This window comes from Pseudomonas sp. HP_14, from assembly GCF_055283875.1.
Window position 1 is genome coordinate 1 of record NZ_JBTOQI010000011.1, and the last position, 12273, is coordinate 12273.

At 59.3% G+C, this 12273-nt stretch carries 13 protein-coding genes; 1 reads left to right on the top strand and 12 read right to left on the bottom strand.

Going from position 1 to position 12273, the window contains the following annotated elements; translation table 11 throughout:
* Positions 1-162: 162 nt before the first annotated feature.
* Positions 163-1296, bottom strand: a complete 1134-nt coding sequence (locus ACYASS_RS09565) for a sensor histidine kinase (RefSeq protein WP_463585959.1) — start codon at positions 1294-1296, stop codon at positions 163-165.
* 164 nt (positions 1297-1460) lie between these two features.
* Between ACYASS_RS09565 and ACYASS_RS09570 the strand changes: the two genes are divergently transcribed.
* Positions 1461-1721: a hypothetical protein gene (locus tag ACYASS_RS09570; RefSeq protein WP_463585960.1), complete on the top strand. Its 261-nt coding sequence runs from the start codon at positions 1461-1463 to the stop codon at positions 1719-1721.
* A 57-nt stretch (positions 1722-1778) separates the two neighbouring features.
* On the opposite strand, the gene ureC is transcribed toward ACYASS_RS09570, so the two are convergent.
* The 11 genes from ureC to urtA all read right to left on the bottom strand — a co-directional run bounded on the left by ureC (position 1779) and on the right by urtA (position 12253).
* A complete protein-coding gene (gene ureC, locus ACYASS_RS09575; protein ID WP_243245190.1) occupies positions 1779-3479 on the bottom strand; it encodes an urease subunit alpha in 1701 nt (566 codons plus the stop codon).
* Between the two features lie 210 nt (positions 3480-3689).
* Positions 3690-3995, bottom strand: coding sequence for an urease subunit beta (locus ACYASS_RS09580; RefSeq protein ID WP_087269742.1), 306 nt, complete (start codon positions 3993-3995; stop codon positions 3690-3692).
* Complete coding sequence (locus ACYASS_RS09585; protein WP_243245188.1) at positions 3992-4525, bottom strand: GNAT family N-acetyltransferase; 534 nt, start codon at positions 4523-4525, stop codon at positions 3992-3994. Before ACYASS_RS09585 ends, ACYASS_RS09580 begins: the two co-directional genes overlap by 4 nt.
* A 9-nt stretch (positions 4526-4534) precedes the next feature.
* Positions 4535-5077: a GNAT family N-acetyltransferase gene (locus ACYASS_RS09590; RefSeq protein WP_243245187.1), complete on the bottom strand. Its 543-nt coding sequence runs from the start codon at positions 5075-5077 to the stop codon at positions 4535-4537.
* Positions 5078-5103: 26 nt separating this feature from the next.
* On the bottom strand, positions 5104-5406 hold the full coding sequence (locus tag ACYASS_RS09595; protein ID WP_027902525.1) for an urease subunit gamma: 303 nt from the start codon (positions 5404-5406) through the stop codon (positions 5104-5106).
* Positions 5407-5574: 168 nt separating this feature from the next.
* The gene (locus ACYASS_RS09600; RefSeq protein ID WP_463585961.1) at positions 5575-6414 is read right to left on the bottom strand and encodes an urease accessory protein UreD; all 840 of its coding nucleotides are present in this window, start codon (positions 6412-6414) and stop codon (positions 5575-5577) included.
* A 64-nt stretch (positions 6415-6478) separates the two neighbouring features.
* Positions 6479-7177, bottom strand: a complete 699-nt coding sequence (urtE, locus tag ACYASS_RS09605; protein WP_243245184.1) for an urea ABC transporter ATP-binding subunit UrtE — start codon at positions 7175-7177, stop codon at positions 6479-6481.
* A gap of 119 nt (positions 7178-7296) precedes the next feature.
* The gene (gene urtD, locus ACYASS_RS09610) at positions 7297-8157 is read right to left on the bottom strand and encodes an urea ABC transporter ATP-binding protein UrtD (protein ID WP_243245183.1); all 861 of its coding nucleotides are present in this window, start codon (positions 8155-8157) and stop codon (positions 7297-7299) included.
* Positions 8154-9233: an urea ABC transporter permease subunit UrtC gene (gene urtC / locus ACYASS_RS09615; RefSeq protein WP_243245181.1), complete on the bottom strand. Its 1080-nt coding sequence runs from the start codon at positions 9231-9233 to the stop codon at positions 8154-8156. Before urtC ends, urtD begins: the two co-directional genes overlap by 4 nt.
* The gene (urtB, locus tag ACYASS_RS09620) at positions 9233-10804 is read right to left on the bottom strand and encodes an urea ABC transporter permease subunit UrtB (RefSeq protein WP_463585962.1); all 1572 of its coding nucleotides are present in this window, start codon (positions 10802-10804) and stop codon (positions 9233-9235) included. Before urtB ends, urtC begins: the two co-directional genes overlap by 1 nt.
* 183 nt (positions 10805-10987) lie before the next feature.
* A complete protein-coding gene (urtA, locus tag ACYASS_RS09625) occupies positions 10988-12253 on the bottom strand; it encodes an urea ABC transporter substrate-binding protein (protein ID WP_027901346.1) in 1266 nt (421 codons plus the stop codon).
* Positions 12254-12273: the final 20 nt, after the last annotated feature.

Genomic DNA, 12273 nt, shown 5'->3' on the forward strand with positions numbered 1-12273 from the left:
CCCCCCCCCCCCCCCCCCCCCACACCCCCCCCCCCCCCCCCCCCCCCCCCCCCCCCCCCCCCCCCCCCCCCCCCCCCCCCCCCCCGCCCCCCCCCCCCCCCGCCCCCCCCCCCCCCCCCCCCCCCCCCCGGCTCCCACATGAGATTGCATCCATCCAGTCAGCTAGACGCTCTTCGGCAACACCACCGTAAATGTCGTCCCGTCACCTACGTTGGACGTCACGGTGATACTGCCGCCGTGGGCGTTGACCACTTCCTTGACGATGAACAGGCCCAGGCCCAGGCTGGTGGATCGGCCGCTGGGCGTGGAGCCTTCGCTGATAGCACGTACCAATGGGTCGAAGATGCTGCCGATGGCGTCTTCGGAAATGGGGTCACCGAGGTTGTGCACGATCAACTGCACATGATCCTGCTCACCGCTGACTTTGACGTTGACCTCTTCCTCTCCCTTGCCATGCTGCAGGGCATTGCCGATCAGGTTCTGCAATAACTGGTCGATACGTCCGCGGTCCCAATGACCAACAGCGTCGCCTTCTACGACCAGATGAGGGTGCGAGTCCGGGCGACCGGCACAGGCCTCATCAATGGCCTCGCGGCAGGCGTTGCCCAAGTCCATGGCGCTTCGTTCAACCGGCAGGCTGGCGCCGAGGCGACTGCGCACGAATTCCAGCAAATCGCTGACCATCGCGCCCATATGCCGGGTGCTGCTCTTGATCCGCGAAACGTAGCTCCGGGATTTGGCATCCAGTTCTTTTCTATGCTCAAGCAGGTCGGCAGACATGACTACCGCTTGCAGAGGCGCCCGCAGGTCATGACCCAGTATGGCCAGGAAGATATCTCGCGAACGTGCCACCTGCTCGGCATACGCTGCGGTGGACTCGGCCAATGCTTCATCGATGGCTTCGTTGAAGCGGATCATGTCAGTGAAGTAGGCCAGGTCCGGGGTTTTCAGGCTTTCGACCCACAAGCGGATGACGCTGGCACGCAGATGTCGGAACTCGGAAGTCATCTGTACCAGATCAAAGCCGACCATATGCCGCAGCTCCCCGTGGCTGGCGGCGGCCTGATCCAGGCTCGGGGTCTTCTGCAGGTCTGCGCCTCTGGACTTCGCTGTTTGCTCGCTTTTGGTCTGCGAGGTATTCATGTCCCGTGCTGCGGCCAGCAGAATTGCCTGGGCGTGATCACGCAACTCGACACTGTTCATGGTATCGGCGGCAGGCTTGATGGTTTTGGCGAAGCTTTCCCACTCGTCGACGATGCGGTCCACATGAGCAACGATGAATTCGGAGAGGCGCATGTGTAGTTACCCGGGTGCGAAGGCTAAAGTGAGAGGGCGCATATTACCGCCTTTGTATGACCGGTATCGAGTTTTGGCCTGAGGCGGTTGTCATTTCTGACGGTGCGTTCGGACACGGGCTAGGCTTAGCTTGATCACAGGGACTATTTGGCAGGAGCGCCATCATGTTAACAACCCGTTTCACGGCCTTTGTCGAACAACAGATCAATCTGGCTGAATTAAAACTACACACCGGCAAGAGCGCGAGGCTGGATGATGTGGCTTTTGGAAAACTGGGTTTTTATCTCGCGTTGCGGCGAGTTCTGAACGGGACCAGTACATCCGAGGATCTGGGGTTGGTGGAAGCCGTCAACGACACCTTGCAAGCGTTGAATCTGCTCGACGGCGACGAGACTTTTCTATCAGGCATCAGGCATCAGGCATGACGTTGCCGGAAAAGGACAAAGGCAGCCTTAGCTGCCTTTGTTTGCACGCGTACAGGATCAGAACAGAAAGTACCGCTGCGCCATTGGCAACACATCTGCCGGTTCACACCACAGCAGCACACCGTCGGCCTTGACCTGATAGGTCTGCGGATCGACATCGATGTTGGGTAGGTAGTCGTTGTGGATCAGGTCTTTCTTCTGCACGCTGCGGCAGCCCTTGACCACACCGATGGCCTTCTTCAACCCTAAGGACTCCGGAACGCCCGCATCGAAGGCCGCCTGGCTGATGAATGTCAGGCTAGTGGCGTGTAACGAGCTGCCATAGCTGGCGAACATCGGGCGATAGTGCACGGGCTGCGGCGTCGGGATCGACGCGTTGGCGTCGCCCATCAAGCTCGCGGCAATCGCACCGCCTTTGAGGATCAGGGTCGGTTTGACGCCGAAGAAAGCCGGGCGCCACAGTACCAGGTCAGCCCATTTGCCCACTTCCACGGAGCCGACTTCATGGCTGATGCCGTGGGTTATCGCCGGGTTGATGGTGTATTTGGCGATGTAGCGTTTGGCGCGAAAATTATCGTTACCCTCGCCGTCGCCAGGCAGCGGACCGCGTTGGCGCTTCATCTTGTCGGCGGTTTGCCAGGTACGCATGATCACCTCGCCAACCCGGCCCATGGCCTGACTGTCGGAGCTGAGCATCGAGAACGCGCCGAGATCATGCAGGATGTCTTCGGCGGCAATGGTTTCCCGGCGAATACGGCTTTCGGCGAAGGCCACGTCTTCGGCGATGCTTGGGTCCAGGTGATGGCAGACCATCAGCATGTCCAGGTGTTCGTCGATGGTGTTGCGAGTGAACGGCCGGGTAGGGTTGGTCGAGCTGGGCAAGACGTTGGGGAAGCCACAGGCCTTGATGATGTCCGGTGCGTGACCGCCACCTGCACCTTCCGTGTGATAGGTGTGAATCGTACGGTTCTTGAACGCAGCGAGTGTCGTTTCGACGAAGCCGGATTCATTCAGAGTGTCGGTGTGGATCGCGACCTGCACGTCGTACTCGTCGGCGACGCTCAGGCAGTTATCGATTGCTGCGGGCGTGGTGCCCCAGTCTTCGTGCAGCTTCAGGCCAATTGCACCGGCTTTGACTTGTTCCACCAGCGGGCCGGGCAGGCTGACGTTGCCTTTGCCGGTAAAGCCGATGTTCATCGGGAACGAGTCGGCCGCCTGAAGCATGCGCGCCATGTGCCAAGGGCCGGGCGTCACGGTGGTTGCGTTGGTGCCGGTTGCAGGCCCCGTACCGCCGCCGATCATGGTGGTCACGCCGCTCATCAAGGCTTCTTCGATCTGCTGTGGGCAGATGAAGTGAATGTGCGTATCGACGCCGCCAGCGGTTAGGATCATGCCTTCACCGGCAATGATTTCAGTGGAAGCGCCGATGGCGATGGTCACGTCTGGCTGGATGTCCGGGTTGCCCGCTTTGCCGATGGCCGCGATGCGCCCGTCCTTGAGGCCGACGTCGGCTTTGACGATGCCCCAGTGGTCGACGATCAACGCATTGGTGATCAGCGTGTCGACCACCTCGGCGGCGAGTAACTGGCCTTGCCCCATGCCGTCACGAATAACCTTGCCGCCGCCGAATTTCACTTCTTCGCCATAAGTAGTGAAGTCTTTTTCGACCTCAATCCACAGCTCGGTGTCGGCCAACCGTACCCGGTCGCCCACGGTGGGGCCGAACATGTCGGCATAGGCTTGTCTGGAAATCTTCATGGCGATTCCTTGAATTCAAAAATATGTCTGAGCGCACCCTGACCTGACCTGACCTGACCTGACCTGACCTGACCTGACCTGACCTGTAGGAGTGAGCTTGCTCGCGATAAAGTCGGAACGACTTTCCAGCGGTGGTTTGTTCACCACTTTTGCGACTGCTGCGCAGCCGATCGCGAGCAAGCTCACTCCTGCAGGGTTCCGGTTCGGGGGCTATAGATCGCCCATCACTCGGCCGGCGAAGCCGAACACCCGCCGCAGTCCTGCCAGATCCACCAACTCCACATCCCGGGATTGTCCCGGTTCGAAGCGCACGGCGGTGCCGGCCGGTATGTTCAGGCGCATGCCGCGGCTGGCGGCACGGTCGAACGTCAGGGCGTCGTTGGTTTCAAAAAAATGGAAATGCGAGCCGACCTGAATCGGCCGGTCACCGCTGTTGGCGACGTTCAGGCTGATAGTCCGGCGACCGGCATTGAGCTCGATTTCACCGGGTTGAATCTGGTATTGGCCAGGAATCATGCGGGTTGTCCCAAGGTCTTAAAGTAGATAGCGGTCGGCGTATAACGGCCGTCCGGGCTTTGGCAGTAGTTGGGCAGTTCGCCGACGCGGGTGTAGTCCAGCGAAAGATAGAATGCTTCGGCGGGCGAACCGGCTTCGGTGTCCAGAAACAGCAAACCGCGCTTGAGCTGACGTGCGGCCTGTTCAAGCGCTTGCATCAATTGCAGGCCGAACCCGCGACGTCTAGCGTCCTTGAGTACCATTAATTTCTGTACTTCGGCCCGATTCAGGCCATTGGCTTTCTGACACAGCGCGAGCTGGGCGCTGGCCAGCACCTGCTCATCCTGAACCACGACCCATAACAACAAGCTGCCGTTAGCGACGTCCTCTCTGAGCCCGTCGCACCAAGCGTAAGCCTGCCCGGCGTCCAGGTCAGCCATGAAACCCACCGACGCTCCGTTATGCACGGCGTCCATCAGCAGGGCCGCCAGACCGTTACGGTAGTGGGCGAAGCTTTCGTCGGTAACGCGGCGCAGTTGGGCAGGATTCATGATCACCTCTCAGTGGGATGCAGGAGCTTGCGAGGGTGGAGCGGATGCGCCGGGAGACAAATCCAGTTGCATGAATGTCAGGTCCAGCCAGCGTCCAAATTTGGTCCCCACCTGCGGCATCTGCCCGGTGATGATGAAGCCTAGTCGTTCATGCAGAGCGATGGAGGCCGCATTACCACTTTCAATCGCCGCGACCATGATGTGTTTGTCGCACAGGCGAGCGCGGTCGATCAGAGCTTTCATCAGCTTGGGGCCCAAGCCTTGACCGCGCTGATCGGCGCGCACATAAACCGAATGCTCCACGGTGTGGCGAAAGCCTTCAAAAGGGCGCCAGTCGCCAAACGACGAATAGCCCGTGACCTGGCCGTCATCATCAATGGCGACCAGAATCGGATAACCCTGAGTCTGGCGCGCATCGAACCAGGCCTGACGATTGGCCAGGTCGACCGGTTGCTCGTTCCAGATCGCGGTGGTGTTGAGCACTGCGTCGGTGTAAATCGCCAGGATGCCCGGCAGATCGGCTGGCAGTGCGTCGCGAATCGAATTGCTCATGATCAGTTCCAGGGTCTCGTTCGGGGTCAGGCGATTGGCTGATGCACAGTGACCAGCTTGGTGCCGTCGGGGAATGTTGCCTCGACCTGGATTTCAGGAATCATTTCCGGGATGCCTTCCATGACCTGTTCGCGAGTCAGCAGGGTGGTGCCGTAATGCATCAGGTCCGCCACGGTTTGCCCGTCGCGAGCACCTTCAAGCAGCGCTGCCGAGATGTAAGCCATGGCTTCGGGGTAGTTGAGCTTCACGCCACGGGCCAGACGCCTTTCGGCAACCAGGCCAGCGGTGAAAATCAGCATCTTGTCTTTTTCGCGTGGGGTCAGGTCCATTGTTCAGTCCATAAAAAACGATGAGTTAGCTGTAGGAGTGACCGGGGTGGCGCACCACCTTGCTCGCGATCGGCTGCGAAGCAGTCGCAAAATAGTGAGCACACGATTGCAGGAAAGTCGTTCCGACTTTATCGCGAGCAAGCTCACTCCTACAGAGAAACGGGTGTGTCAGGTACTCCAGATTCGTGGCGCCACCGCTTCGCGGCCCAACAGTGCCGGGCGCAGCAGTTTCCATAACTCGATCATCCAGGCCCGGGCATGCAGCGCCTCTTCAGCCAGACAGCGGGCAACCAGCAAGCCAGGCAGTTGGGTCAGATCACCGCGTACCAGATTAGGCACCGCGCGGCAGACCTCCAGCAATTGGCTGTCAATGTCGCCAGTTACCAGCAACGTGCCAAATACAGTTTTGCCATCCAGACCAATCGGCGAGTCGAGTAAACCATCGCCGCCGATAATTCTTTGCCGTTCGTGCCACAGCAACTTACCGTCCCTGCGCACATCAAGGTGCGCCTGAAAATGACCGCTCTCAAAGCGTTCGCCGCTCGCCGGTCTGCCCAGCGCCACGACGTCCCAGTAAAGCAGCCGGGCATTGCCTTGCAGTTCGATACGGGTGGTCAGTTCGGCCTGCGCGTTGCTGAAGACGATGGTTTCCTGCGGCAGCCATTCCAGCGTCGCGCCAGAGGCAACGCTCAGATCAAGTTGCTGATAAGCCGGACCTGCCGCCCGATACCACTTGGCGGCGCCGGGGCTGGTCAGTTGCGCCCAGGCATCGGGGCCGACGCTGGCGCTGATGTCCAGCCGGTCGCCACCGGCGATGCCGCCGGGTGGATGAACAATAATGTGCTGGCAAACTTCCGGGCCTTCGGCGTACAGGTGTTTTTGCACCCGCAGCGGGCCTTTGTGTCGGCGCTGGGTGGGTCGCGTACTGTCGCCAAAACGCCCATAGCCCAGCTCCAGCTCGGCATGCCAGCTGGGTGTGAACAACGCGGTGTGGGCGGGAAGATTCATGAGATCGCTTTCATGCTTCTGGAAAACAGCAGTTCAGGAAGACTGCACCTTAACGGAATACCACTCAGATGGTCACCAGACCACGCACGCCTTCGGCTTCCATATTCTCGCCACGGCCTTGCTGAACGATTTCCCCGCGGGACATCACCAGATACTGATCGGCCAGTTCGGCAGCGAAGTCGTAAAACTGTTCAACCAGCAGAATAGCCATGTCACCTCGTTCCGCGAGCTTCTTGATCACTGCGCCGATTTCCTTGATCACCGACGGTTGAATGCCTTCGGTGGGTTCATCGAGAATCAGCAGGCGAGGACGGCTTGCCAGCGCCCGACCAATCGCCAGTTGCTGCTGTTGACCACCCGACAGGTCGCCGCCGCGTCGATGTTTCATCTGCAGCAAAACCGGGAACAGTTCGTAGATGAACGCCGGGACTTCTTTCGCCTCAGAGCCTGGAAAGCGAGAAAGCCCCATCAACAGATTTTCTTCAACGGTCAGCCGCCCGAAAATCTCGCGGCCCTGTGGCACATAAGCGATCCCAGCGTGCACCCGTTGATGGGGTTTGAAACCGGTGATGGCCTTGCCTTCCCACTGCACTGCGCCTTCTTTGGCAGGCAGCAGGCCCATGAGCACCTTGAGCAACGTAGTCTTGCCCACGCCGTTACGACCCAGCAGGCACGTCACTTCGCCGACCTTCACATCAAAGGAAAGCCCGCGCAGGATGTGGCTACCGCCGTAGTACTGATGAAGCTTTTCGACCTGGAGCATGTTCGTTTCCCAAGCAAATGGATAACGGTAGGAGCGAACTTGTTCGCGAGGCGTCAGATCAGGCGACGACTGTGGATCTGAAATCGCCTCGCGAACAAGTTCGCTCCTACCGGGGAGCTTTAGCGGCCCAAATACACTTCGATAACTCGTTCATCCGCCTGCACATCTGCCAGCGAGCCCTCGGCCAATACGCTGCCTTGGTGCAGAACGGTGACGTGGTCGGCAATCGAACCTACAAAGCCCATGTCGTGTTCCACCACCATTAGCGAATGCTTCACTGCCAGGCTCTTGAACAGCTCGGCGGTGAATTCGGTTTCGGCGTCGGTCATGCCTGCGACAGGTTCATCGAGCAGCAGCAATTGCGGGTCCTGGACCAGCAACATGCCGATCTCCAGAAACTGCTTCTGCCCGTGAGATAACAAGCCCGCCGGGCGTTGCATTGAGCCGGTCAGGCGAATGGTTTCCAGTACTTCGTCAATGCGATCGCGCTGTTCACCGCTGAGTTTCGCCCGCAGGCTGGCCCATACCGACTTGTCGGTTTTCTGCGCCAGCTCAAGGTTTTCAAACACGCTCAAAGCTTCGAATACGGTGGGCTTCTGAAACTTTCGACCAATGCCCGCTTGAGCAATTTCGACTTCGCTCATTTGCGTCAGGTCCAGGGTTTCACCAAACCAGGCCTTGCCATGACTCGGACGGGTCTTGCCGGTGATCACGTCCATCAGCGTGGTTTTACCCGCGCCGTTGGGACCGATGATGCAGCGCAGTTCGCCGACGCTGATGTACAGATTCAGGTCGTTGAGCGCCTTGAAACCATCGAAACTGACGCTGATGTCTTCCAGTGTCAGGATGGTGCCGTGGCGCGTGTTCAGGCCTTTGCCGACGCTTTGCCCCAGGCCGATTGCATCGCGACTGGTGCCGATATCGGAGTTGGGATCAATAATCGGCTCAAGCATGAACGCTGGTGTCGGAGTGGTTTTCATTGTTCGCCCCTCTTCTTGAGCAAACCGATCACGCCTTTAGGTAGATACAGCGTGACGATGATGAACAGTGCGCCGAGGAAGAACAGCCAGTATTCCGGAAAGGCCACGGTGAACCAGCTCTTCATGCCATTGACCAGACCGGCACCCAGCAGTGGGCCGATCAGCGTGCCGCGTCCGCCCAGAGCAACCCAGACCGCCGCTTCAATGGAATTGGTCGGTGACATTTCGCTCGGGTTGATGATGCCGACCTGCGGCACATACAGCGCACCGGCCAGACCACAGAGCACCGCGCTCAGCACCCAGACGAACAGCTTGAAGCCACGCGGATCGTAACCGCAGAACATCAGCCGGTTTTCCGCGTCACGTAGTGCGGTCAATACCCGGCCAAACTTGCTCTGCGCCAGACGCCAGCCCACATACAGACTCGCCACCAGCAGGATCACCGTCGCCAGAAACAACGTGGCGCGAGTGCCCTGCGAACTGATGCTGAAGCCTAGAATGCTGCGGAAGTTGGTGAAACCGTTGTTGCCACCAAAGCCGGTTTCGTTGCGGAAGAACAGCAACATGCCAGCGAAGGTCAATGCCTGGGTCATGATCGAGAAATACACGCCCTTGATCCGCGAGCGGAAGGCGAAGAAGCCGAACACCAGCGCCAGCAAGCCCGGCGCCAACACGACCAGGCACATGGCCCACAGGAAGTTGTCGGTGCCTGCCCAATACCATGGCAGTTCGGTCCACGACAGGAATGTCATGAACGCGGGCAGACCGTCCCCGGCCGCTTCGCGCATCAGATACATGCCCATGGCGTAACCGCCCAGAGCGAAGAACAGTCCGTGCCCCAACGACAGTAAGCCGGCGTAGCCCCAGACCAGATCCAGTGCCAGGGCGACGATGGCGTAACAGAGGATCTTGCCCACCAGCGTCAGGGTGTAGGCCGAGACCTGAAAGCTATTGTCGGCAGGCAGCAAGGACAATAGTGGCATCGCCAGCAGGATGGCGAGCACAACCACGCCTACAGCCAATGTACCTTTGGGGCCGACCTTTTGAGCAGCAGTGACCATCAATGGTTGGTTCATCAGTCGATCACCCGTCCTTTCAATGCGAAGAGGCCTTGCGGACGTTTCTGGATAAACAGAATGATCAGCGCCAGGATCAGAATCTTGCCCAATACAGCGCCGATTTGCGGTTCGAGAATCTTGTTGGCGATACCCAGACCGAAGGCCGCCATGACGCTACCGGCCAGTTGCCCGACACCGCCGAGCACCACCACCAGGAAAGAGTCGATGATGTAGCTCTGGCCCAGATCGGGGCCTACGTTACCGATTTGACTGAGGGCGACGCCGCCCAGCCCGGCAATGCCTGAGCCCAGCCCGAAGGCCATCATGTCGATGCGCCCGGTTGGCACGCCGCAACAGGCGGCCATGTTGCGGTTCTGGGTCACGGCACGTACGTTCAGGCCCAGCCGCGTCTTGTTCAGCAGCAGCCAGGTCAACACCACAACGAACAGTGCAAAGCCGATGATCACAATGCGGTTATACGGCAGCACCAGATTGGGCAGCACCTGGTAACCGCCGGACAGCCACTCAGGGTTGGCCACTTCAACGTTCTGCGCACCGAATGCCAGACGCACGGCCTGGATCAGCATCAGGCTGATGCCCCATGTGGCGAGCAGCGTTTCCAGTGGTCGGCCATACAAGTGGCGAATCACTGTGCGCTCCAGCGCCATGCCGATGGCTGCCGTGACGAAAAACGCCACCGGCAGCGCAATCAGCGGGTAATACTCGATGGCGCCCGGCGCATAGCGCTGGAACATCAGTTGCACGACATACGTGGAGTAAGCTCCGAGCATCAACATTTCGCCGTGGGCCATGTTGATCACGCCCAGCAAGCCGAATGTGATCGCCAGGCCGAGCGCCGCCAGCAGCAGAATCGAGCCCAGCGACATGCCGCTGAATGCCTGACCGAGTAACTCGCCCACCATCAGTTTGCGTTTGACTTGCGCCAGGCTGGTTTCGGCCGCGATACGCACGCTGGCGTCAGTTTCGACGCCCGGTGCCAATAAGGTTTCCAGACGAGTGCGGGCCAGCGGGTCACCGGTTTCGCCGAGCAGGCGAACGGCCGCCAGACGTACGGTCGGGCTGGAGTCAACCAATTGCAGATTGGCCAGTGCCAATGTCAACGCGTCATGGACATCATCGTCTTTCTCATCGGCCAGACGTACGCTCAAAAAAGGCAACTGCGCAGGGCGCGCCGATTTTTGCAGTTGCAGCGCAGCGGCCAGACGCAATTTTGCGTCCTCAGCCAGCAATTGATGGCTGGCCAGCGCGGTATCCACCAAACCCCGCAAGCGGTTATTCAGGCGCAGTTTGCGCGGTTCATCAGTCGGCGGAGTGTCCCCGTCGACAGCGACGTACTGGTCGCCGGTTTCGATAAAGGCGCGTTTGCTGCTGTCGACAGCGACGCGGCCTTCCTGCAAGGCATTGATCAGTTCAATGCGTCCCGGAACGGGTTGGGCGGCCCAGCTCTCAAGGAGTTCGGCCTGTTGTGCGGAACTGGCCGCCACGAAATCACCGGCATCGCTGGCCTGTGCCGCCACAGGCAGCAGCAAGGCGAGGGTGAAGATGAAGCGGTACAGAATGTTGGGCATGGCATTAGCCTGGATGTCGGCGACGGTGTTCCAGCAGGAAACCGTGTTGAGGCATTTCGCGAATGAATTCGCTCCCACAGGTGGAACGCATTTCAATGTGGGAGCGAATCCATTCGCGAAGGCGTCGTTTCAAACAACAGTTTTTGATGGCCCCGGTACAGGACGCAGGGGCCATCGCTTTACTTAGTTACTCTTCACTGCATGATCCGGCTTCTTGTCGTTACCCGGGATGTACGGGCTCCATGGCTGGGCGCGGATTGGCTCTTTGGTCTGCCACACAACGTTGAACTGACCGTTGTCCTCGACTTCACCGATCATCACTGGCTTGTGCAGGTGATGGTTGGTTTTGTCCATGGTCAGGGTGAAGCCCGATGGTGCGGCGAAGGTCTGGCCGGCCATGGCTTCGCGGACTTTATCCACATCGGTGGACTTGGCTTTCTCTACCGCTTGCGCCCACATGTGGATGCCCACGTAAGTGGCTTCCATCGGGTCGTTGGTCACGGCCTTGTCTGCGCCCGGCAGGTTTTTCTTCTTGGCGTAGGCTTTCCAGTCAGCGACGAACTTGGTGTTGACCGGGTTCTCTACAGACTGGAAGTAGTTCCAGGCGGCCAGGTGGCCCACCAGCGGTTTGGTGTCGATGCCGCGCAGTTCTTCCTCACCCACCGAGAACGCTACAACCGGTACGTCGGTGGCTTTCAGGCCTTGGTTGGCCAGCTCTTTATAGAACGGCACGTTGGAGTCGCCGTTCACCGTTGAGATCACAGCCGTCTTGCCGCCCGCAGAGAACTTCTTGATGTTGGCAACGATGGTTTGGTAGTCCGCGTGGCCGAACGGGGTGTAGACCTCTTCGATGTCCTTGTCCGCTACACCTTTGGAGTGCAGGAACGAGCGCAGAATCTTGTTGGTTGTACGCGGGTAGACGTAGTCGGTGCCCAGCAGGAAGTAACGCTTGGCTGCGCCACCGTCTTCGCTCATCAGGTACTCGACCGCAGGAATCGCCTGCTGGTTAGGCGCTGCGCCGGTGTAGAACACGTTCGGCGACATTTCTTCGCCTTCATACTGAACCGGGTAGAACAGCAAGCCGTTGAGCTCTTCGAATACCGGCAGCACGGATTTGCGCGACACCGAGGTCCAGCAGCCGAACACGACGGCAACCTTGTCCTGAGTCAGCAACTGACGACCTTTTTCAGCAAACAACGGCCAGTTGGACGCCGGGTCAACGACTACGGCTTCCAGCATCTTGCCGTTGACGCCGCCCTTGGCGTTGATTTCATCAATGGTCATCAACGCCATGTCTTTGAGTGACGTTTCGGAGATCGCCATGGTGCCCGAAAGCGAATGCAGAATGCCGACCTTGATGGTCTCGGCGGCTTGAACGGTCCATGTAAGCCCCATCGCAGCGATGGATGCGGACAAGGTGAAAGCTTTGATCAGACTGCGACGCTTCATTGGCTAGCTCCGTTATTGGT

Excerpts from the sequence above, each read along its gene's own strand:
- ACYASS_RS09565 (WP_463585959.1), bottom strand. The coding sequence starts at position 1,296 with ATGCGCCTCTCCGAATTCATCGTTGCTCATGTGGACCGCATCGTCGAC.
- ACYASS_RS09570 (WP_463585960.1), top strand. The coding sequence starts at position 1,461 with ATGTTAACAACCCGTTTCACGGCCTTTGTCGAACAACAGATCAATCTG.
- ureC (WP_243245190.1), bottom strand. The coding sequence starts at position 3,479 with ATGAAGATTTCCAGACAAGCCTATGCCGACATGTTCGGCCCCACCGTG.
- ACYASS_RS09580 (WP_087269742.1), bottom strand. The coding sequence starts at position 3,995 with ATGATTCCTGGCCAATACCAGATTCAACCCGGTGAAATCGAGCTCAAT.
- ACYASS_RS09585 (WP_243245188.1), bottom strand. The coding sequence starts at position 4,525 with ATGAATCCTGCCCAACTGCGCCGCGTTACCGACGAAAGCTTCGCCCAC.
- ACYASS_RS09590 (WP_243245187.1), bottom strand. The coding sequence starts at position 5,077 with ATGAGCAATTCGATTCGCGACGCACTGCCAGCCGATCTGCCGGGCATC.
- ACYASS_RS09595 (WP_027902525.1), bottom strand. The coding sequence starts at position 5,406 with ATGGACCTGACCCCACGCGAAAAAGACAAGATGCTGATTTTCACCGCT.
- ACYASS_RS09600 (WP_463585961.1), bottom strand. The coding sequence starts at position 6,414 with ATGAATCTTCCCGCCCACACCGCGTTGTTCACACCCAGCTGGCATGCC.
- urtE (WP_243245184.1), bottom strand. The coding sequence starts at position 7,177 with ATGCTCCAGGTCGAAAAGCTTCATCAGTACTACGGCGGTAGCCACATC.
- urtD (WP_243245183.1), bottom strand. The coding sequence starts at position 8,157 with ATGAAAACCACTCCGACACCAGCGTTCATGCTTGAGCCGATTATTGAT.
- urtC (WP_243245181.1), bottom strand. The coding sequence starts at position 9,233 with ATGAACCAACCATTGATGGTCACTGCTGCTCAAAAGGTCGGCCCCAAA.
- urtB (WP_463585962.1), bottom strand. The coding sequence starts at position 10,804 with ATGCCCAACATTCTGTACCGCTTCATCTTCACCCTCGCCTTGCTGCTG.
- urtA (WP_027901346.1), bottom strand. The coding sequence starts at position 12,253 with ATGAAGCGTCGCAGTCTGATCAAAGCTTTCACCTTGTCCGCATCCATC.